The sequence below is a fragment of the Candidatus Bathyarchaeota archaeon genome, from assembly GCA_026014745.1.
Lineage (GTDB): Archaea > Thermoproteota > Bathyarchaeia > Bathyarchaeales > Bathycorpusculaceae > Bathycorpusculum.
In genome coordinates this window covers 492,530-513,147 of record JAOZHS010000001.1, presented here as the reverse complement: position 1 = coordinate 513,147, position 20,618 = coordinate 492,530, and the positions used below count along the sequence as shown (strand labels likewise).

At 47.2% G+C, this 20,618-nt stretch carries 25 protein-coding genes; 11 read left to right on the top strand and 14 right to left on the bottom strand.

From position 1 onward, the window contains the following. Positions 1-8 precede the first annotated feature (8 nt). Complete coding sequence (locus NWE92_02805; protein MCW4028563.1) at positions 9-731, bottom strand: metal-dependent transcriptional regulator; 723 nt, start codon at positions 729-731, stop codon at positions 9-11. Between the two features lie 76 nt (positions 732-807). On the opposite strand from NWE92_02805, the gene NWE92_02800 reads away from it, so the two are divergent. The 10 genes from NWE92_02800 to NWE92_02755 all read left to right on the top strand — a co-directional run bounded on the left by NWE92_02800 (position 808) and on the right by NWE92_02755 (position 10,909). Further along, on the top strand, positions 808-1,029 hold the full coding sequence (locus tag NWE92_02800; protein ID MCW4028562.1) for a hypothetical protein: 222 nt from the start codon (positions 808-810) through the stop codon (positions 1,027-1,029). Positions 1,030-1,177: 148 nt separating this feature from the next. Further along, on the top strand, positions 1,178-2,515 hold the full coding sequence (locus NWE92_02795; protein MCW4028561.1) for a serine hydroxymethyltransferase: 1,338 nt from the start codon (positions 1,178-1,180) through the stop codon (positions 2,513-2,515). A gap of 84 nt (positions 2,516-2,599) precedes the next feature. Continuing rightward, positions 2,600-3,835 carry a hypothetical protein gene (locus NWE92_02790; GenBank protein ID MCW4028560.1) on the top strand — a complete coding sequence of 412 codons (1,236 nt, stop codon included), beginning with the start codon at positions 2,600-2,602 and terminating at the stop codon, positions 3,833-3,835. A gap of 188 nt (positions 3,836-4,023) precedes the next feature. Continuing rightward, positions 4,024-4,308 carry a hypothetical protein gene (locus tag NWE92_02785; protein MCW4028559.1) on the top strand — a complete coding sequence of 95 codons (285 nt, stop codon included), beginning with the start codon at positions 4,024-4,026 and terminating at the stop codon, positions 4,306-4,308. A 75-nt stretch (positions 4,309-4,383) separates the two neighbouring features. Beyond that, positions 4,384-5,568: an ACT domain-containing protein gene (locus NWE92_02780; protein MCW4028558.1), complete on the top strand. Its 1,185-nt coding sequence runs from the start codon at positions 4,384-4,386 to the stop codon at positions 5,566-5,568. Between the two features lie 135 nt (positions 5,569-5,703). Further along, positions 5,704-6,384 carry a diphthine--ammonia ligase gene (locus NWE92_02775; GenBank protein ID MCW4028557.1) on the top strand — a complete coding sequence of 227 codons (681 nt, stop codon included), beginning with the start codon at positions 5,704-5,706 and terminating at the stop codon, positions 6,382-6,384. After that, positions 6,381-6,926 (top strand): gamma-glutamyl-gamma-aminobutyrate hydrolase family protein, encoded by a 546-nt coding sequence (locus tag NWE92_02770; protein ID MCW4028556.1) that lies wholly within the window; start codon positions 6,381-6,383, stop codon positions 6,924-6,926. The genes NWE92_02775 and NWE92_02770 overlap by 4 nt, the downstream gene beginning before the upstream one ends. 106 nt (positions 6,927-7,032) lie before the next feature. Continuing rightward, positions 7,033-9,447, top strand: a complete 2,415-nt coding sequence (locus tag NWE92_02765) for an AAA family ATPase (protein MCW4028555.1) — start codon at positions 7,033-7,035, stop codon at positions 9,445-9,447. A 345-nt stretch (positions 9,448-9,792) separates the two neighbouring features. Further along, positions 9,793-10,152 (top strand): endonuclease domain-containing protein, encoded by a 360-nt coding sequence (locus NWE92_02760; protein ID MCW4028554.1) that lies wholly within the window; start codon positions 9,793-9,795, stop codon positions 10,150-10,152. 97 nt (positions 10,153-10,249) lie between these two features. Then, positions 10,250-10,909, top strand: coding sequence for a hypothetical protein (locus NWE92_02755; protein MCW4028553.1), 660 nt, complete (start codon positions 10,250-10,252; stop codon positions 10,907-10,909). 32 nt (positions 10,910-10,941) lie between these two features. Here the strand turns inward: NWE92_02755 and NWE92_02750 are convergent, their stop codons facing one another. Both NWE92_02750 and NWE92_02745 read right to left on the bottom strand, forming a co-directional pair. Then, on the bottom strand, positions 10,942-12,156 hold the full coding sequence (locus tag NWE92_02750; GenBank protein MCW4028552.1) for a right-handed parallel beta-helix repeat-containing protein: 1,215 nt from the start codon (positions 12,154-12,156) through the stop codon (positions 10,942-10,944). A 190-nt stretch (positions 12,157-12,346) separates the two neighbouring features. Then, positions 12,347-13,426: a PKD domain-containing protein gene (locus tag NWE92_02745; protein ID MCW4028551.1), complete on the bottom strand. Its 1,080-nt coding sequence runs from the start codon at positions 13,424-13,426 to the stop codon at positions 12,347-12,349. 175 nt (positions 13,427-13,601) lie between these two features. On the opposite strand from NWE92_02745, the gene NWE92_02740 reads away from it, so the two are divergent. After that, positions 13,602-13,736: a hypothetical protein gene (locus NWE92_02740; protein ID MCW4028550.1), complete on the top strand. Its 135-nt coding sequence runs from the start codon at positions 13,602-13,604 to the stop codon at positions 13,734-13,736. Positions 13,737-13,859: 123 nt separating this feature from the next. Here NWE92_02740 and NWE92_02735 read toward each other — a convergent pair whose 3' ends face one another. The 11 genes from NWE92_02735 to NWE92_02685 form a co-directional block, all read right to left on the bottom strand. Further along, positions 13,860-14,876, bottom strand: coding sequence for a hypothetical protein (locus NWE92_02735; GenBank protein MCW4028549.1), 1,017 nt, complete (start codon positions 14,874-14,876; stop codon positions 13,860-13,862). Positions 14,877-14,955: 79 nt separating this feature from the next. After that, on the bottom strand, positions 14,956-15,186 hold the full coding sequence (locus tag NWE92_02730) for a DNA-directed RNA polymerase subunit N (protein ID MCW4028548.1): 231 nt from the start codon (positions 15,184-15,186) through the stop codon (positions 14,956-14,958). Between the two features lie 14 nt (positions 15,187-15,200). Beyond that, the gene (locus NWE92_02725; protein ID MCW4028547.1) at positions 15,201-15,611 is read right to left on the bottom strand and encodes a 30S ribosomal protein S9; all 411 of its coding nucleotides are present in this window, start codon (positions 15,609-15,611) and stop codon (positions 15,201-15,203) included. 2 nt (positions 15,612-15,613) lie between these two features. Next, entirely contained in the window at positions 15,614-16,081 is a 468-nt protein-coding gene (gene rplM / locus NWE92_02720) for a 50S ribosomal protein L13 (protein ID MCW4028546.1), read from the bottom strand. 8 nt (positions 16,082-16,089) lie between these two features. Further along, positions 16,090-16,452: a 50S ribosomal protein L18e gene (locus NWE92_02715; protein ID MCW4028545.1), complete on the bottom strand. Its 363-nt coding sequence runs from the start codon at positions 16,450-16,452 to the stop codon at positions 16,090-16,092. After that, positions 16,449-17,264, bottom strand: coding sequence for a DNA-directed RNA polymerase subunit D (locus tag NWE92_02710; protein MCW4028544.1), 816 nt, complete (start codon positions 17,262-17,264; stop codon positions 16,449-16,451). The genes NWE92_02715 and NWE92_02710 overlap by 4 nt, the downstream gene beginning before the upstream one ends. A gap of 103 nt (positions 17,265-17,367) precedes the next feature. Next, positions 17,368-17,778 carry a 30S ribosomal protein S11 gene (locus NWE92_02705; GenBank protein MCW4028543.1) on the bottom strand — a complete coding sequence of 137 codons (411 nt, stop codon included), beginning with the start codon at positions 17,776-17,778 and terminating at the stop codon, positions 17,368-17,370. Further along, positions 17,772-18,362 carry a 30S ribosomal protein S4 gene (locus NWE92_02700; protein ID MCW4028542.1) on the bottom strand — a complete coding sequence of 197 codons (591 nt, stop codon included), beginning with the start codon at positions 18,360-18,362 and terminating at the stop codon, positions 17,772-17,774. The genes NWE92_02705 and NWE92_02700 overlap by 7 nt, the downstream gene beginning before the upstream one ends. A 2-nt stretch (positions 18,363-18,364) precedes the next feature. Further along, the gene (locus NWE92_02695; GenBank protein ID MCW4028541.1) at positions 18,365-18,850 is read right to left on the bottom strand and encodes a 30S ribosomal protein S13; all 486 of its coding nucleotides are present in this window, start codon (positions 18,848-18,850) and stop codon (positions 18,365-18,367) included. 181 nt (positions 18,851-19,031) lie between these two features. Continuing rightward, complete coding sequence (locus tag NWE92_02690; protein ID MCW4028540.1) at positions 19,032-20,027, bottom strand: hypothetical protein; 996 nt, start codon at positions 20,025-20,027, stop codon at positions 19,032-19,034. Between the two features lie 209 nt (positions 20,028-20,236). Beyond that, entirely contained in the window at positions 20,237-20,497 is a 261-nt protein-coding gene (locus NWE92_02685) for a KEOPS complex subunit Pcc1 (protein MCW4028539.1), read from the bottom strand. Positions 20,498-20,618 lie beyond the last annotated feature (121 nt).

Below are 20,618 nucleotides of genomic sequence, written 5' to 3'. Positions count from 1 at the left end.
GTATTCTCCTAGCTGGCTGGTTTTTCTTCCTCGACAAACACGTTGCAGGCTATGTCTTGCCCCAACGCTAGCTTGGAACCCCGAACTGCAACCTCCACGGGGCCATCCATAGGTGCCACTTTTACCACTTGTATGCGGGTTCCAGGCGTCAACCCCATGTCTAAAAGGCGTTGTAGCACTTTGTGTTCGCCTCGGATGAAGCTTATTTTGCCGTATTTGCCGCTTTTGAGGTCGCGGATGCTTGTGAGGTTTTTGTGGCGTCGACCGACTTCTTCAAGCCCTTGGTTGTGTAATCGTATGCATTCTTCGCAGCTTGTGAAAGGGAGATCGCAGGCAGGTATGGTTTTGTGGTCGTCGCTGCAGGTGTCGGGGTGTTTGAGGAAGCGGCAGAGGGATTCTTCTGCTTCGTCGGAGAGGGCGTGTTCCATTTGGCAGGCTTCGCTGTGGACTTTGTCTTTGCCGATGTGGAGGACGTCGGTGAGGAATTTTTCGAGGAGGCGGTGTTTGCGGGTGACTTTTTGGGCTTCTTCTAGTCCTTTGTCTGTTAGGGTGCTTCCGTGGTAGGGGGAGTAGTTGACGTAGCCGTCTTGGGCTAGTTTTTTGAGCATTTCGGTGACGCTGGCTGGTGCCACGTCTAGTTTTTGGGAGATTGCGGTTGTGGTGACGAGGTCTCCGTTTTTGGATAGCCCGTAGACGGTTTTTAGGTAGTCTTGGGTTGATTTTTGTTCCATCTTTCCAGCCTTGTTTTTAGGTTTACCTAAAAATGACCATGGAACCATATAAAGGTTTAGGCACACCTAAAAAATATTGACTATGCAACTACACAACAGAACATATTACGAAACCGAAACACCCCTTAAAAACCAAAAAACACCAAACACACTCATGAAACACCTATCCAAACTACTCCAAAGACTACGCGGATGCCCCCAAAAAAACGCCTGCCCCCTACACTCCACCCAAAGCACAACCTGCACCTGCGGACCCTACCAATACTGCGGAAAATACCGCGCAAAGTTGACAGCTTAACAAAAAGCACTCCTTCTAAACGGCTAAACCCAAACAGCGGGAATCGATTCAAATTTAATACTCCAAACCCTTGAACCGACCTGTCCATCCAGTAACGGCTAAATACATCAAAGCCCAATGTCGTTGATAACCCAGTGGAGAACCAAAAATGAATGACTTGCCCCAAATAATCACCGACTTAATCGACGCATCCAAAAAACATGAAATCTACCGCGACAAAGAATGCATAAACATGATTGCAAGCGAAGGCATCAAAAGCCCCGCGGTTTGCCAAATGCTTGACATGTCCCATGACCTTGCCACGCGGTACGCTGAAGGCGACAACGACGCCGAAGGACACGTTAAAAAGCGGTATTATCAGGGCCAAAAATACATGAGCCAAATAGAGGACCTCGCAACTGACGCGGTCAAGAGCCTCTTTTGCGCCAGTTGGGCAGATGTCCGCTTAATTTCAGGCACCCACGCCAACACTGCCACCTTCAAAGGCTTATCGTTGGCATCTAAAAACAACAAAATGGTTGTCACACCTCTAAGCTGTGGGGCGCACATAAGCCATGACTACACGGGCTTAGCCGGAAGCATTCTAGGCATTGACAACATCAACCATGTTTATGACATTAACGAATTCAACATTGATCCCGACAAATCCGCCTATGTCATCCGCGCCGCCAAACCCGGCATTGTCACCTTCGGCGGTAGTCTCTTCCTCTTTCCGCACCCAGTAAAAGAACTCAAGGCAGTCTGTGACGAAGTCGGCGCATATGTCGCCTACGATGCTGCACACGTGTTGGGTTTGATTGCAGGCGGCCAATTCCAAGACCCGCTACGGGAAGGTGCAGACTTCATCACCGCTTCCACTCACAAGACTTTTCCAGGTCCGCAGGGCGGCGTCATCATGGGCAACCCCAACACCCCCGCAAAAGAGAAGGCGGTTCGAAAAATCCAATACGCCGTATTCCCGCTGAGTGCCTCCAGCACGCACCTTGGCAGATTACCCGCGTTAGGTATCGCTTGCTTGGAAATGAAGGTTTTCGGTCAACAACTTGCCGCGCAAATTGTCAAAAATGCGCAGATCGCCGGTCAGTATCTCTATGAGAACGGCGTTAAAGTCGTAGCCGAACATAAAGGCTTCACCCGCAGCCACCAAATCGCACTTGACGTCCGAGGCTTTGGCGGCGGCAACAAAATCGCCCAAGACCTCGAAGACGCCAACATCATCATAAACAAAAACCTCCTCCCCTACGATGACCAGAGCACCAAAGAGAACCCCTCGGGCTTGCGTGTAGGCTTCCAAGATGTCACGCGGCATGGCATGGGCGAGGGCGACATCAAACACCTCTGCGACCTAATGATTGATGTCATCAAAGGCAAACGCACCCCCGCACAGGTGAAGGTGGATGTTTTGGCGCTCAAAAAAGAATTCAGCCAAGTAAAATACGGCTTCCAAAGCGTCGAAGAAGCCCTCAACTACGCCAAAAAGGCATAATCTGCCTTTTCTTTTGGTTTTGCCCTAGTTTCGTAAATTTTATAACATTTTTTCGTCGTATTACCTCCCGTAGGGCAGTTGATAATGATGAATGATAAGGCGTCGGCTTTTTTGGCGCTGTTCTGTAGCGTTATTGTTGTTTTGTCAGCCGTTAACCTAGCATATGGTTCTGTTGAGGCACCCTCGATTGCTTGGAGCCAAACCTACCCAGATTTTCGAGGTTATGGGCGTTGGATTCTCCAAACAAACGACGGCGGATACCTGCTATTATGTGGCGACTCCTACATTTCAGATGGCTATTTTTCTCTGCTAAAAACTGACTCAGCTGGAAAAATACAGTGGAAACAACACTACGCCTTGATAATATCGGGTTATAATAAAAACGTCATTCAAACATCTGACGACGGCTACGCGATGGTGGTTGCAAACTACAAAACGTTCTATTTGGTTAAACTTGACGCGGCAGGCAACCAACAATGGAATAAAAGCTACTCTGACCTCGGAGAATGCGTTGGTCATAGTGTAATGCAAACCCAAGAAGGCGGCTATGTTCTTGTAGGAATCCAAACCCTACAAACCGAGCCCTATGAACTGACCCGAACATGGCTCCTTAAAACTAACCAGACAGGTAACGTGGAGTGGAATCAAACATTAAGCGACCCACCCAAATCCATTATACAAACATCTGATGGCAGCTACGTAATCGCAAAAAACTACGACTTTAACCTTACCAAGCTGGATTCAGAGGGGGCTCTGAACTGGAGCAAAATCTACGTTGAACAGGACATGAATGGATTGAGTAGCGGTGTTCAGACCAGTGATGGGGGGTTTGCTTTGGCGGGGTTTATGTGGCTACGGTTTGAGGGCGGCGCCAAATATCGGGCACTGGTAAAAACAGATGCTGAGGGCGTAAAACAGTGGGTTCAATACTATGAGAAGGGAGTGATTGATTCAATGATCAAGACAGCGGATGATGGGTTTGTTTTTGTTCAGGCAAATGGGCTTGTTAAGGTAGATGCTAATGGCGCGGAGCAGTGGCAAACTGATATTGGCGGAAACATAATTCAAACTACAGATGGCGGCTACGCTCTTGTAGGAACAGAAAAGGTGAATGGCACACCCTGTGTTAACCTCACCAAATTAAATCGAGACCCCACGCTTCCAGCAGCAACTCCCACCCCAACTGAAGCGCCCACAAGCAGCCCCCAAAATGACCCCACGCCACTTTTGAGCATGCAAACTGGACTTGCAATAATTGCTGCAGTGGTTGTTGTAGCGGTTGCCGCTATAGTGTTGCTTTGGAGGCATACCCACAGATAAGCCACTAAGACAACAAGGCTCTGCGGGTTTTCGGTTAGTTGCTTTACTTTTAAAAAGGCAGGATAGGTGAGCAGACAGTCGGTAAATTGACCCTTACATAATACCTCCTCAACAGGGAGTTACTATCAAAAATCGGAAATTGAGCTAAACCTTAATAAAACAAACCGCGCAATCAGAACAGGAAAACTATGCTCTTAGACCTCGTTCAGGTGCTCGCCATCGTCGTTGCCATAGGCTTCATTATACTATTTTTTGTGCTACCCAGATGGGGACCCCACTACACCTCGCGGCTCACCTGCCCCAACTGCAAAAAAACGTTTAACTTCCACTGGATCCCCGGCGCAACCATAACCTCCATCATGAATCGCAACCACCGTAAACTCAAATGCCCCTACTGCCACATCCAAAACAACTACGAAATCGCCGCCACCCGCGTCCGAACCGCTAAACCCACCAAAAAACCCAAAGCATAGCATAGACAGCCCCTGTTTGGCTAGAGAACTTTATTATATACAATTAGACTGTTTCTCGTTGGAGAGAAGTTTCCAATGAAAGTCCTCTTAAACGATGGTTTAGAAAAAGAAGGGTTAAACCTCTTCCAAGAAGCAGGCATAGAAACTGACACTAAAAAACGTGATTTATCCAGCCTCATCGCGGAAATCGGAAACTTTGACGCGCTAGTAGTTCGCAGCGCCACCAAAGTCACCCGCGAAGTCATCGAGGCAGGCGCCAAAGGAAAACTCAAAATCATCGGACGCGCAGGCGTTGGATTTGACAACATTGATGTTGCCGCCGCCTCTGAATATGGCGTCGTCGTAAAAATCGCTCCGTTTGGCAGCACGAACGCCGTTGCAGAGTTAGCAATATGCTTAATGCTTGCCATCTCCCGAAACACCCCCCAAGCCCACCACTCACTCAAAAATGGAGTTTGGATAAAAAAGAAACTTGAAGGCAGAGAACTCAACGGAAAAATGTTAGGCTTAATCGGCTGCGGTAGAATCGGCCAAAAAGTAGCCCAAATCGCAAAACTTGGCTTTAACATGGAAGTCGTGGGCTTTGACATTAAACCCTGCCCAGAAAGCGGCATCAAATTCCTCGCCTCAAAAGAAGACGTGCTTAAAGCTGCGGATTACATCAGCGTTCACACGGGCGGCAAAGACATAATCATCGGCGCCAAAGAACTCGCCATCATGAAACCCACCGCTTACATCATCAACACCAGCAGAGGCAACAACATCGACCAACAAGCACTATACAATGCCCTCAAAGAAGGCAAAATCGCCGGTTACGCCACCGACGTCTACAAAGAAGAACCCAAAGCCGAAAACGACCCCTTCGTAGATAAACTCAAAGAACTCGACAACGTCATCCTAAGCAGCCACCTCGGCGCATCCACCGTAGAAGCACAACAAGAAACCGCAACCGAAATGGCACGCGTTCTAAGCAGCTATCTCTTAGGCGGCGACTTCACCAACGCAGTCAACGCAGGCGAATCCATCGAAGTTGAAGAAAAAGAAATCTTTACGCTTTTCGTTCACCATAAAGACGTGCCTGGAGTATTCGCCAACATCGATAAGGTGCTTGCCGACAGCAACATCAACATCCGCGCCAACTACAGCCGCCAAATCAACAGCGGCTACGCCATATCCGTCTATGTGCTGCATCAAGCCGTAACGCCAGAAATTGCGGCGAACCTAAAGGCAGTCCCCAACGTCTGCAACGTCAAATTCTAAAAGGGAACTATTTTTCTTTCCCTTCATTTTTAACATGCTTTGGCTTGTTTTTGCACAAATAGCACCCTACCCCTCTTAGGGTTTTTTCAATCTGCGGCAGTGGTAATATAAGCAGGTTTCCCTGTAGTCGTAGCCATGAAGCTTGGTGTGTTGTTTTCAGGCGGCAAGGATTCTACACTTGCCCTGCATTTGGCAAACGAAAAAGAGCAGGTAGCCTGCCTCATCACTATGGCTTCCAAAAACCGTGAAAGCTACATGTTCCACACCCCCAACATCGACAGGACCGCTTTGCAGGCGGATGCGTTGGGGCTGCCGTTGGTTCGGGTGGAAACCGCGGGGCAAAAGGAAGAGGAACTCGTCGACTTAGAAAACGCAATCCTTGAGGCTAAAGACCGCTTCGGCATAGAAGGCGTCGTCACGGGAGCAGTAGAATCCGTCTATCAGGCTTCCCGCGTACAGCGCATCTGCAACCGACTTGACCTCTGGAGCTTCAACCCGCTATGGAAACATAACCAAAAAAAGCTTCTACAAACGCTTGTACAGGGCGGATTTGTAGTGGTTATTTCGGGGGTTTTTGCTTATCCGCTAGATGCAGCGTGGCTGGGCAAACGCATCGACAACGCAGTGATTGAGCGGCTTGTGGACCTTCAGGGCAAATACGGGATTAGCCCGTCGGGGGAGGGCGGCGAAATTGAAACCACAGTGCTTGATGCCCCCTTGTTTAAGCAAAAAATCGAAATCACAGACTCAGCAATTGATTGGAGAGGCGACTGCGGCGTTTTTCAAATTAAGCAGGCGAGGCTGATGCCCAAATGATTCTGGTTGTCGACATGAACTCGAAACCAGACTCGTTGTCTTATAACGAGTTTGTCTCACCAGTTACCTCAGTTGCAGAAAACTTTGAGGCTTGCGAGGTCAAGCACTTCACCGAAGTTGACCCCACACGATTGAACGGGTATAGCAAAATCATCCTTTGCGGCACCACCTTAAAAGACAACGAAACATTGCGGCAACCCGAAAAATTCAGTTGGATAAAGAAGTGCACTCAACCAGTGCTGGGCATATGCGCGGGCATCCAAACCATCTGCTTGGTTTATGGCGAAACCCTAAGTCGATGTTTACAGGTCGGCATGACCGAAATCACCACCACAAAAGAGAACCCGCTCTTTGAAGGCACCTTTAACGCATATGCACTCCACAACTTCTCCGTCGAAGCCCCCAGCGCCTTTGAAGTTTTAGCCCGCTCCCAAAATTGCGTGGAATCCCTCAAACACAAAGAAAAACCAATCTACGGGGTAATGTTTCATCCCGAAGTGCGAAACCTCGAAATCCTCCAAAGATTTCTCAAACTAACCTGACAGTGTCGGTCCCGATTTTTATTTTCTTGTGTTTTTGCTGTTTGCACGTATAGGTTAAAAGATAAATGTGTGTATTTGTGTAATCTATTTCACGGAGGATAAATTTTTGATTGAAAAACTGCCAGTTGAAAAACTGCGAAATTCCTGTGACGTTGACTTTATACATTGTGATTCAACCCAAAGCTTGATTCCGTCAACTGAAATTATTGGTCAGGAAAGAGCCGTTCGCGCCTTAAAGTTTGGGTTAGGCATAAAAAACCATGGCTTCAACATGTACGTGGCGGGTTATCCTGGGACAGGACGAAAAACCGCAGTTAAGCAGTTCGTGGAAGCCCAAGCCAAAACGCAGCCTATACCTCCAGACTGGTGCTACGTCAACAATTTCACAAACAGCTACGAACCCAAAGCTATCCAACTGGCAGCAGGCAAAGGAAAAGAATTCCGCGATGACATGAAAAACTTTATCGAAAACATCCGCACCGCCTTGCCTAAAGCTTTTGAAAGCGAAGATTACGAAGCCAAACGAGAAACCACCCTGCAGGGACTGGAAAATCAACGGAAACGTCTTGTGGATGAGTTAAATGCAAAGGCACGCAGCGAAGGCTTCGTGATACAGACCACTCCAGGGGGGTTGATGCTTGTTCCAATATTGGACGGCAAACCGCTAAGTGAAGAAGAGATGCTTGCGTTGCCCCAAAAAACCAAAGACAGCCTCACCGAGAAACGGGAAAAACTTGAAAAAGAATTCACCAATGCAATGCGTACTCTCCTTGATATGGAACGCCAAATCCATGACACGGTAAAGAAACTCAACAAAGAAGTCGCACTCTACGCCATAGGTCATCAAGTCCAAAGCCTCATCGATAAGTATCAATTAGCCCCCGATGTAAACGCCTACTTGAAAGAAGTAGAGAAAGATATTCTGGACAATCTTTCGCAGTTTAGTCGGCGGGGGCAACAGGAGCAGCAGTTACCGTTTCCGTTGCCTTGGGCAAAAGAGGAGCCCTTCAAGAAATATGCGGTTAATGTCGTCATTGACAATTCCGAGACTACGGGGGCACCTGTAGTCGTAGAAACTAACCCCACATATCATAACCTTTTGGGCAGAACCGAAAAGGAAGCTCAATTCGGCGCCCTCACCACAGACTTCACCATGATTAGGGCGGGCTCCATCCACAAAGCTAACGGCGGCTACCTCATTGTACCCGTTGAGGACCTTCTCCGTAACCCCCTCTCTTATGACGGTTTGAAACGTGACATCAAAGAAAGCAGACTCTCCATCGAAGAACCCGAAGAACGCTACGGGTTTTTAAGCGTCAAAACCCTCAAACCCCAACCCATACCTTTAACCGCCAAAGTCATCCTCATCGGCGACCCCAACATCTACCAACTCCTCTTCACCATGGACCCCGACTTCCAAGAACTCTTCAAAATCAAAGCAGAATTTGACACCACCATGCCCCGAACCGACGAAAAAATGCTCCAATACGCCCAGTTTGTCTGTGGCCTATGTGAACGCGAGGGACTAAAACATCTCAACAGTGGCGGCTTAGCAAAAATCGTTGAATACAGCAGCCGCATCGTAGAAGACCAACAGAAACTCTCAACAAAATTCAGTAACATCGCCGACATCGTCCGCGAATCCAACTATTACTCAGACCAAGAAAACAACCAATACATAACCGCTGAACACGTCAAAAAAGCCATCGAAGAAAAGATTTATCGCTCCAAACTAATCCAAGAAAAAGTGCAAGAGATGATAAGCCGCGGCTTCTTCCTTATCGACACTAAAGACCAAACCGTGGGGCAAGTCAACGGCTTATCGGTTATGGGCTTAGGCGACTTCGCCTTCGGGACACCCAGCCGCGTCACTGTTAGCATTGGGCTTGGACGCGAAGGAATCATTGACATTGAGCGGGAAGCAAAAATGGGCGGTCCCATCCACACCAAAGGCGTGCTTATCCTCAGTGGCTACTTAAACGACAAATACGCCCGTGACAAACCGCTTAGCCTCTCTGCAAGGTTGGTTTTTGAGCAGAACTACGAAGGCGTGGAAGGTGACAGCGCATCCAGCACCGAACTCTACGCCATCCTCTCCGCCCTTAGTGGTTTACCGATTAAGCAAAACATAGCGGTCACGGGTTCGGTGAATCAGAAAGGCGAAGTGCAGGCGATTGGGGGCGTTAACGAAAAAATCGAGGGGTTCTTTGAAGTCTGCAAGGTTAAAGGCTTGACGGGTGAGCAGGGCGTGATGATTCCTGAGAGCAACGTGCAGAACTTGATGCTAAAAGAAGAGGTTCTTGACGCGGTGAGGGAGGGCAAGTTTAGCATCTGCTCGGTTAAAACCATCGATGAAGGTATTGAAGTGCTCACTGGAGCTAAGGCGGGTCAACGTAACGCGGACGGCTCATATGAGGAGGGCACGGTGAACTTTTTGGTTGAAAAACAACTTGGTTTGATGGCGGATAGACTTAAAGAGTATCCCGCAATGGAGTTTAAACCCAAAAAGGACCAAGCCTAAACCACTCATAATTGTTGAACAGCAATTTTTTCATTTTATTTATTAAGCAAGCAGGTTTGTTGTTATCACTGCACAACCACAATTGCATTTATAGCAAGTTTTACAGATGTTCTTTTGCGAGAAATAGCCATCCAAGAGGTACACCCAAGCTTGACGGGTCAGCAGGTGGTCAGGACGCGAAGTCGCCAACCCCTAAAGAAGGATTAGGGAACTATTTTTGATTAGCGCCTTGGGCCATCAGAGGCGATCCGTCAAGCCTATTTTTAGTTACACGGCATCTTTAGCCGATTTTTTGTATACAATTTATTAACCCCCTAGTTGCATTGCTTCCATCTGTGAGCTAACTTGAGTTACAAAGCAAACATGCACCCCAAAGTCAGCCAAGCTGAACTCGCCGTTTTTCAATCTCTCAGCATGGCAGGATTAACCGGTGGCATGGTCACACAGAAGCCCATTATCCTAAAATCTACCATACCTGACTTCTGCTGGATAGAAAAACGCAAAATCGTCTACCTCGACGGCAACCCTGTCCACAACAAGGACAAACAAATCGCTAAAGATTCAGAAATCGATGATCTCTTGGAGCTGCAGGGCTGGGATGTTTTGCGTATTCCTTATGATCCGCCTTTGACTGAGAAGGGGCTTGAGAAGATCATGGCATCCATCAAAGTCTTCCTCAACGTTGACGAAGAAGACATCCCATAAAGAATAGCAAGTTAGTGGTTATCTGTGTGAGCTAGGCAAGTCTTATTAATGTAGAGACTACAGAAACAAGAATCAAGTTAGCAAAAAATGGTGGTTAATGATTTTGGCCGCAGTTGCTGTATCCGCAATTCTTGAAAGCCTCAAGTATACCCCTGAAATTATCGATGTAGGAAAAGACATTTGGAAACGCCTCAAACCGCCCGCAGAGTTATCTACTCCGGACGCTAAAAACGGCATTGTCGGCAACAATTTCTATTCAGGCGACTACAAATTCCAAATAGCCATACCTGACGACAACTGGCGCTTCTGGAAACCAACAGCCCAATTCATAGCGTCACTGGGCACCTCGTACGCGCTACCCGTCCGAGACGTACCGATACTAATCATGTCTAAAAACATGGTAAAACTGTACCGACCCATGTTAGTTGTCACCGTGGAAGACGTGGGTTCCTTCACCAGCATACAAGACCTCGTCGGCGTCAACCAAATCCTGATGCAACAACAAGGCTTCACCGTAGACGCAAACAGCGTTAAAATTTCACCCAACGCCAACAGCGCAGCCTTTATTGGCATGGCTATGAGCCCCCTAAACAACAAAGTAACTATTTATAATGTGCTCCAGATTTTCCTCTACGCAGGACGCGCCTACTACCTCAGCGCCAGCTACATACCGGTTGATGAGTCTTCGCCGGCACTCTTCGGCGGCTTACAGGACATTCTGAACTCGTTTAAACTCATAAAAGAAGTTAAGCAATAAACGCTTAACCCCCCCCCCAATGGGCAAGGGTATTATTGGCGACGTTTCTTAGCGTAAACAATCAAACCCAAAACAACGGCTACCCCAACCACTACACCAACAGCGACCAAGGACCAAACTGAAGGTTGCTCTTTTTCAGCGTCGGCCAATGCAACTGTGAAGTTAACTGATGAAGTACCCAAGTTGCCGTAGCTATCATTTGCGTAGAGGATGAAAGCGTGGATGCCGTTGGTTACATTAGCTAGGGTAGTGTTTCCAAAAATGGTGACTATAGGCTGGTTGTCTAAGCTGTAGCCAGTCCAGTTAGTAGCTTTATCAACAGAAAACGTCAATTCGACGGTTGAGGTGTTGTAGGCTTGGTCTCTTGGAGATTCAAGAGACAAATTCGGGGGGGTTGTCTGTAATAAATAAGTGGCGGAAGTGTAGGGCTCGGTTAGGGGATAGTGGTCAATATTGGCGGAGTCTATAAGGTAAGGAATGTTGGCTATGCCCCATTCGTCGATTTCGGCAGCATCGGGGTAGCGGGTATAATAATCGCCCCAGTAGTTACCGCCTGAAGGAAACCCGAGGTCCCAGATGTTGATGGAATGTGTGGTGGCAGCATGAGAGATAAACTCGCCTATGTGGTTTTTTATGTTGTTGTGGTAAATGGTGTTGTTTGAGGCTTCATTGAAAAAAACGGCGGTACTATAAACGCTCCATGGAGTATATTCGTCATTAATAGTGTTTAGATAGATACGGTTCAGCGTGGTTTGACGAAACACCATGGCGCAAGTGTTGTTCTCAAAAACGTTGCCAGATATATCGTTTGAGCCACCGCCGCTAACATATAACCCCTCAAAAGCTACACCGTTCAATCCATAGATACTGCCAATGTTTCTTACGGTATTATTAACAACCATGCAATTGGATGCATTAAGTAACATAATGCCGTGGTTAGGGCCCAAGAAGTTGCCAGATATCGTCAAGTTCTTGACTGTCACATTAAATACATCAACCATTTGGAAACCAAATTTAGGATAACCACTAAAGGTTAATTCGTATTGAGAACCGTCAAACACGATATTGCTCTTGTATACAGAGATGGCGCCGACAATTGGGGATAACAGATAGTAATAGTTCCCGGTTTTTGCGATAGGTGCAGTGGAGGGTTCTACGGTGCCGTCATTGTTTATAGTGACATTAACAGTTATCGGAGTAGATTTTATTGAGGGGGATGTTGGAACGTTCGTTTGCGCAAAAGACAAACACTGCGCGTCTAAGCTAATGCTGAAAAGCAACAAACATGCAAGGAACAACGGGAAGAGTAGTGGGACTTTTTTCATCTAATTTTCACAAGACTGGGTTTGGCGGGTGAATTAAATAATTTTTTGTCCTGATTTATGGTGTAAAAACTTCGGGTTTAGTCAGGATTTCTTGACAAACCACGGTCAGCACTCAATGATTCTTCTTTAGGTAAATCAATAATCCTAAAATCAAACCCGCCACCAACACTCCAGAGATAATGACCAAAGTTACAATAGACAAAGACCCAGATATTTGAGGTGCCTCTTGGTCAGATGAATGTGGACTAATTTGTTGTGAGGATGCGCCTGTGAAGTCGACGAGCACATCATGGGTGCTATGGGTATAGACGAAATGCAGGTTCCAAGTTTGACCGGCGGATTCTAAACTGTACTGTAGGGGTTGGTTGTCGAGGAGTACAGTGAGGTTTTCGGGATTAACCAAGGAGCTTTTTTGGAGGGTTATGTTGACGTAGCCACTTGTGCCGCCGGGGCCTGCTGCATTGAATTTTAATTGGCGGGTGGTCATGTTGAAGTTTAATCCAGTGATGGTAGAGTTGGATTGGAAGCCGGTTATGAGGTCACCATAGGATATGACATAGAGGACACGACTGATGCTGCTTTGAGTGTAAGTGGAGTTGCCTGCCCACATGGCGCGGACCCGATAACCCTTCGGCTCCTGAGTATGCCAGTTAAACTTGTACACGCCTGACGCGTCAGTTTGGGTGGTTCCTATGTCAACCCACCCCGCAGAGTCAGCATAAGTCTTAGTTGAAAAAATAATGGTTTCGCGGGGCACACCGTCACCGTTGTAAGTTAGGTTTCCGCTTAAGGTAACGTCTTCCCCGATGTAAACTCGTTCACTGCTCAACGAAAGATAAACTGTTACGGGGGTTTGATCAGCCACGGTTACTAACATTTGGCTGGTGCCGCTGTAGCCGCGGTTATCGGTTACCGTTATACCTACCCAGTATTCTCCGGGTTGAGTAAAAACATGCGTGACGACGGCGCCGCTGTCGGTGGTGCCATCCGCGAAGTCCCAGTCAAAATCCACTATCGCCCAATATGCGAGTGAGTCGGATGCATCGAAGGTAACGGGGTCGCCGACTCTTGGGGTGAGGGGTGCATAGTTCCATGAGGCGCTTGGATAAGCAAGCTGTGCCGCGGAAGCTACAGTCGAGGGTAACAGAATTAGGAGGAAGAGGGCTGTTGCAGCAATGGGCAGTTTGTTCATAGAGTGTCTCGTTTTGAAGAGGGGGTTTTAGGCATAAAACGGTTTTCGTCAAGCTTTCTTGACTAAGCAGCAGATTTTTGTGAGGGCGCTTTAACAGTAGATCAAAAAGTATTGTTTGTTGGTGGGTTTGGTTGTTGTGGGAAGAAAACCAGTTTCTACATGTCGCCACGCGCACATGGCGACGGCTTCAACATACTTCTATGTTGAGCGTGTGGAGAAATTCAGTTATGCCACACCCAAACAGACGCTGAAAATCGTTGTAACCACCAAAAGCAGCTTTCCCCCGTTGCAATCTTGTGGCGTACCGTAAACCGCCAAACCCACACAAAGAGACAAAAACAAAAAAGGAACTACTGACAAATAAGGGAAAGGGTACCCCCCCAAGGTCTCTGAAGGCAAAAGCGCCTTTTTATTCCTGCAATAACTGAACGGACTACTTAGAGAAATCAGGCGGATTTTGATAGAACCGTTTGAATATTCTAGCCACCGCCAAAGTCAACCACAATTGTTCGCCTAAAGCCTTAGCGGTTTCTTTTGAGTCCTTAGCGTAGGTCAGTTTCCATAAGCCGTTGGGCAACTGGTGTTCCACTAGCCACGTCAAGGCTTTTTTGATGTCAGGGTCATCCTTTGAGTACCCCATCAAAGAAAGCGAATCCAGTGCGGTTATGAGGTTGGGCCACCAAAACAGGAAGCGTACCCAGTAGCCGGCATCTTGGTAAGAGGCGTAATAGTCAGGTTGTAAAAAGGTTGATTTGAGCAGGTCAGCGGCTTTTCTTGCCTCTTTAGAATAGCGCAGTTTTGGGTGGGCGGCAAAGGCGCGCAAAACCATATCCGTCCAATTATGAGAAAACGGCTTTGTCCTGTCTGGTTCAACGGGGTTTGCGGGTTTGCTTGTCAGGTCATAGAAGGTTTGCTTGTCAAAATAATGTGTAAGAACAGGTATTGTCCAGCCGCCATCGTCCTGCCGCATCGAGAGCAACCAATCCAACCCTTTTTCGACGCGAGGGTCATCTTGATAGCCAGCTTTTATGAGAACAGCCAGCATTGCGCCTGTGTAGTATGTGGCGTACTGGTTTGCAATCATACCCCGAATGTCGCCCTCACAAGTTTGGCAGGAAAACAAAAATTCAGCAGCCCGCCGCGCCCCCTCATGCGCCGTAGTCACTTCGTAGCGTTCTACCAATATGCGAAAAGCCTTCCAAGTCTCAACCAAAGCACCATGATAAGGGGGGTAGGTTACGGTTTGGTTGGCGCTATGTTTCCATGAGCCGTCTGGTTGCTGTTTGTGGAAGAATTTTTGGACTTCAGGCAACTGCCAAACAATATTGGGGGCTTCAACCGTTTCGCCTATTAGGTCGCGGCGAGTAAAATATTCAACCGCAGGGTTACCAGACCCCAACAACACTGAAGCAGGATTAATTTTGAGGGACGCACACCAATCGTGGGTCATAACACTTCAAAGTTATTTAGAGAATCAGCTAATAACAGTTAGCACTACCATAAAACAACAAAACTAAGGAAAAGAAAGTTTAGTAGAAGTTGCGGGCTTCTTTGCGTTTTTCAGATTCTTCGTAGAAGCGCAGAACTTCGTCGATGATTTCCACGTTAGAGAGCAACATGCGTCTGCAACAGTATCGTTTTAATCCGAGGCTGTCAAGGACATCGCTGGCGTTTTCGCCTGTCTTGATGCGTCGGGTAAACTCGTCCCATTTGTCGCCGACGAGTTTGCCGCAAGTGAAGCATCTGACGGGGATAATCATTTTTTGTTTTTCTCCTACCGATAGCTCTTCTGTTCTTTACTACGTGCGCCTGCGCCGCCGACTTTCTTGGTTTCTTTAGTTCGGCTGTCGCCTGCAATCATAGTGCGGTCGTATTCGCTGAAAACGGTGCGTAGGTGACTGCTCTTAGTCCATTTTAGGAGTCCGTTAGCTATGGCCATGCGGGCTGCTTCAGCTTGACCCATGTAGCCTCCGCCTTGGGTTTTGATGTCCATGTCGACTTGTTGCCATACTTCGCCGCCTGCCTGCAATAGAGGCTCCATGATTTTTTCTTTGGCGATGGCGGGTTCATAAATTTCGACGGGGGTCAGGTTGATTCTGACTTTGCCGACGCCGGGTTTTATGATGGCGCGGGCGGTTGCGGTTTTGCGTTTTCCACTAACAACTAAAACTTTTTTTGTTGGCATAATTATTCCATCCTGTTTCTCCATCCGATTTCGGTTGCTAATTCGCCTAAGGTGAAATGTGGACCCTTAAGGTCGGCGGATGAAGCATCTGTGAATGTAATCATTTCTTTGACGGTGAATTCTTGGGGTATGCCCATGTAGACTTTTAGGCGTTTGTATGCGCTTATGCCTTTGGGCTGTTTGAAGGGCAACATGCCACGGAGAGTTTTGCGTAGAAGGCGGTCAGGTCGGCGGTAATGGAAGGGTCCGCGTTCGGGTGCGCCGACTTCGAGGAATAGGTGAGCTTCGGCGATTTTGCTTTTGCGTTTACCGCTAAAGACAGCCTTTTCTGCGTTGAGTATGATGACTTCTTGACCGTTGAGGAGAAGTTTAGCGACTTTACTGCCCATTCTACCGACGATTAAGCCTTCAGCGTTCACTAAGGTGACTTTAGGTGATTTTGCTGGTTTGCTGGTTGTAGTTTGTGACATTATTTTTTTCACCGAATGATTTTTACATTAGAGCCCTTGGGGTTTTTTTCCAGAAGCTCTTTGATTGAGATATATTTGGCTTTTACAGCCTCAATTTTTGCAACTGCCTGCTCGGAGACTTCAAAGGCAGCAATCGTCATGGCGTGATCTAAGGTTCCTGAGGCAAGGAGTTTGCCTGGGACAACCACGACATCTTGTTTTTGGCTGTTGCGGTTGATGCTACTTAAGTTGACTACAACGCGTTGACTGCGTGTTTTAGCAAGATAGTCCGCTACATCAAACCAGACTGGTGCATCTTGCTCTTTGCTGGTTTTGCGTAGCTGACTGATAAGGTCGATTAGTTGGGGGTTGGTGGTTTTTGTTTCTCTCATAGTTCTTCAGCCTTAAGTTGTTCTTCAAACTCGTTTAGTTGTTTGCCTAAAAGTTTGGTGGCTTCTTTTAAGATACGATCTGGAGGAAGCGCACCTGTAGATTCAATATTCATGATGAATGCATTCTTTTCCCACTCGATTTTTAGCGGTGAAGGCTTCTGTGGGCAAGCTTCCACGCAGTCCATACAAAGCGTGCAGCTAAGCAAGTCGCGGACTTCGACTTTTTGGTCTTTCATAGCTAAGACTTTTTTGGAGCAAATGTCAACGCATTTGGAGCAGTCAGCGCATTTCTCTTCGGGAGGAGTAATTTTTGGATAATACTTGTATGCGCACATCGAAACGGGTTGCCATTTCGCGTGAGTTTTTCCTCTGCCGAGTCTTGCGTAGGCTTCAAGTTTTAGCTTCTGGTTCTTTGCCAGTTTGATTATTGGGACTTTGTCAGATACTGGAAGAATTTCCGGGTTTTCGGAGACGATTTCGCCTGAATATACGGTTCGGGTGCCATCTTTGGCTTCAGCGTCAAGAGTTAAGGTGACGCGGCATTGAGCGCAGCCGAATTCGCTTTGGCAACTGCATTCCTCAGGGAGGTTGTATGCATCTAAATCAGTTTTTAGCGGAGTTAAACCGAGGCGGTGTGCGATGATTTCGTCTTGGAGAATACTGCTGTTTTCAATCATGACAACTTCTTCGATTGCCATGCAGGGGACTTCAGCAAGTGCTAACCTACGCAATGCATTCATTAAAGGAACATCTGCGTCCTGTACATGTATACGCAGGTTCGAATCGTTTTTTTCCAGGATTTTAATTTTCACTTGCTAAAGACACTCCAAATAAGTTACTTTGATAGCTGTGCGGTCATTAGGATATTTCGGTGCATTATTTGTATTTTTCTGTTAACAAACAAAGAAGGAAGAGTTAGACTCTTCTGCCTCTTCGGCCGCCAGGTCGTCTTGTGCCATCATGGGGAATTGGGGTGACTTCTTCGATGCGTTCAATGCGGAAACCGAAGCGGGCTAATGCTCGAATAGCTGCTTGTGCACCGGGACCAGGGGTTCTTGGGCCACTGCCGCCGGGTGCGCGGACTTTGATGTGTATCGCGGTGATGCCTTTGTCGCGTGCAATTTCAGCTGCGCCTGTGGCTGCGCGCATAGCTGCGTAGGGGGATGATTCCATACGGTCAGCTTTGACGAACATACCACCGGTTGTGCGCGCGATGGTTTCGGCGCCGGATATGTCGGTTATGTGGATTAGGGTGTTGTTGTAGGAACTAAAGATGTGGACGATTGCCCATCGGTCGTTACGTTTACTATTTGCGGTGCTCAGAATCTGCCGCCTCCTCTGCCGCCTCTGCGGCCGCGAGTTGGTTGTCTAACTTCAGGTTGTTTTGCAACAACTGTTAATCCGACACGTAATGCATGCTCAGGGCTTGCAACTGCACTTTCAGGAGAGTAGACGATTTTGGCTTCTGCTTCCTTAGGCACAATAAAGCCAGGGATGGTTACGCGGCGGTTATCGATAGTTACGTGTCCGTGGGTGATTAGTTGCCGTGACTGGAATATCGTGCGGGCTAATCCCTTGCGGAAAACGATTGTTTGGAGTCTGCGTTCCAAGATGTCTTCGATGGTTAAGTCGAGCACATTGTCAAGGACTGCAGTTTCCTGCAAGATACCTTTCTTTTTTAGTTGAGAAAGGAGCTCGTTTTCCATTTTTGCTCTTTCTTCAGCAGGTTTGCTGATGAGTGAACGGGCGATGCCTCTGGCTTTAGATAGGGTGGTTTTGTGGCGCCAGAGTTCATGTTTGTTTCGTAAGCCGTATTGTCCTTGAAGTTTTAGTTCTTCTTGGAGGATGTCTTTACGCCAAGGAAAACGTGGCGTCTCAAACTTTTTACGTTGCTTCTTTGGATCTCCCATGCTTATTTGCCTCCAGCAGCGGGAGCGCCAGGTTTCTGGAGTAGTGTCTTCTTTTTGACACCTAGAGATTTGCCTTGGCGTCCAGTTGTTTTGGTGCGTTGACCGCGAACTTTCAGGCTGTAAGCATGGCGGTATCCACGCCAAGACCTGATTTCTTTGGCTCCGTCAATATCAGTTTTTATTTTGAATGCTAAGTCTGCGCTTAGAACATGAACGTCTTTTCCGGTTTCGGTGTCTTTGCGGCGGTTAAACATCCAAGCAGGGATGTTATATTTAACTGGATCCCGGATAACGTCTTCAATTTTTGCTACGTCAGACTCTGTTATGTAGCCTACTCGGAGGTCAGGGTTTACGCCTGCCTTGCGGAGAATGGCATTGGAAAGACTTGAGCTGACGCCTTTGATTTGTGAGACTGCGTAAGACGTCTTGAGGGTACCTGTAACGTCTGTACCCATGATACGAACAATATAGCGATATTCCTGTGACATGCTAAGTTTTCATCCGTTTTTTAACTTGAAGCATATACGAAATGAGTCAGTGTTTATTTAAACCTTCTCGTCGAAAAAGCTTTGTCAACCGTTGAGGCAAAACACAGGTTATTGCATCCTCTACATAAAACAAACAACTAACCAAAAAACCAAGTCCACAAAAACGCGCACAAAACAGAGTTTACTTCCCCAATATTTTTTGCAATTCACCATACGCAGGCCGCGCTACACCATCGCCGCCAATTAAACCAAACGCGCGGCGGTCATCAGGATAATCTTGTAGCAGATACCAAAACACCTTATCGACCCGCCCATAAAAATATTCTATAACGTCTGCCATGTATGTTGCTTGTCCAGCTTCATCTGCCTCTTCAAGGGGCTTCCCTGTTTCTGTTACCCAAACCTCCATTGAATCACCAAATAATTCACGATAGTAAACCAAAGCTTCATCATATTTTTGCTGCAACAACACTGTATCTGATTTGCCCCAAGGATAAGCATGCAAAGATATCCCATCGCCATAATGCTCAATGCCTTTGGATACTACCTTCTCCGCAAACGCTTCGTCTAAAGAGATTTGGGGATCAGTATCTGTGTAGAGGTGGCATCCGCCGAGCAGTAGAATTTTTGCTGTGGGATCATATTGGCGGATTATGGGCGCGGCAGTCTGGGCCATTTGATAGTAAAAATCCGCTATTTTGGTGAGGTTTTCTTGGCTTTGCTGGTTTGAAAGGTTTAGACCTAACAGAGGATACTTCCAACTTGAGGGTTCGTTGAAGATTTCCCAAGCATCCACATAGTCGGCGTGTTGGGACACATAGTAGGTTACGTTACTCTGCCATTCTTGTAGCGTGAATACTGTGGATTGGTCGAACATCCAACTGTCAAGGATAACTAGGACTTGGAGGTTTTGGGCTTTAGCGTTTTGGACAGATATGCTGAAGTTGTTGAGTTGGGGGTTGTTGGAGGCGTCTATGCGTATCCAGCCTGCACCGCTGTCCTTGACCTGTGTGGCTTGCATATAGGGTAGGTCATGTACACATATTCCAACGTTGTCTCCGTGGATAGTGTTAGTTTGGGATGGCTGGATTGGCTGCGGATACAGGAGAATGAGTAGACAAATTATTAGGGCAGCTGTCAGGATTATGTAAATTGTTTTATGTTTTTGAGTAAGCATTAAAGATATTTTGATACGCAAGAGTTATTTATTTTTTGAATCGCCCGCTGTATGTTTTTGAGAGAGAAAATCCAAGTAAGAATCAGGGGCATAGGAGTCTCGTGGATGACGTCAAGCGAGAACAAATTTTAGCAAATATCGGGGTCAGGCACCAATTTTGCCTATATAAGAGAGGGTCTGTCTGACTCAACAGGCTTGTTTTCTGCGCGCTAACTTTTCTCAACAGCGTCAATCACACTTAAGGTGGAGTTTATCCAATGCAAATAAGCGTTAAGTGTTGCCCGCAGCGCCACAGTGTCTTCCGCTTCAACCGTTAGTACCAGAGAGTTCTCGTCTTTTTGCAGGTTAACGTTGGCTCGCCGTGTTGCCGTCGCATGCGTTTCGGGGCTCAATGCGGCAAGCAGAGTGGTTAGTTGTTTTTGATCAGGAAAGTTTAGGCGTATGCTGGCTTGGGCACGTTTAGAGGACATATCTGGACCCTACTCTACGTAAGGGATGTTTAACTAAAATAAAAATAGTTAAAGAAAGAAGCTCTATTGAGTTTCTTCTTCAGATTCTTCTTCGGTTGTGTCGATTTCCTCAGTAGGTTCA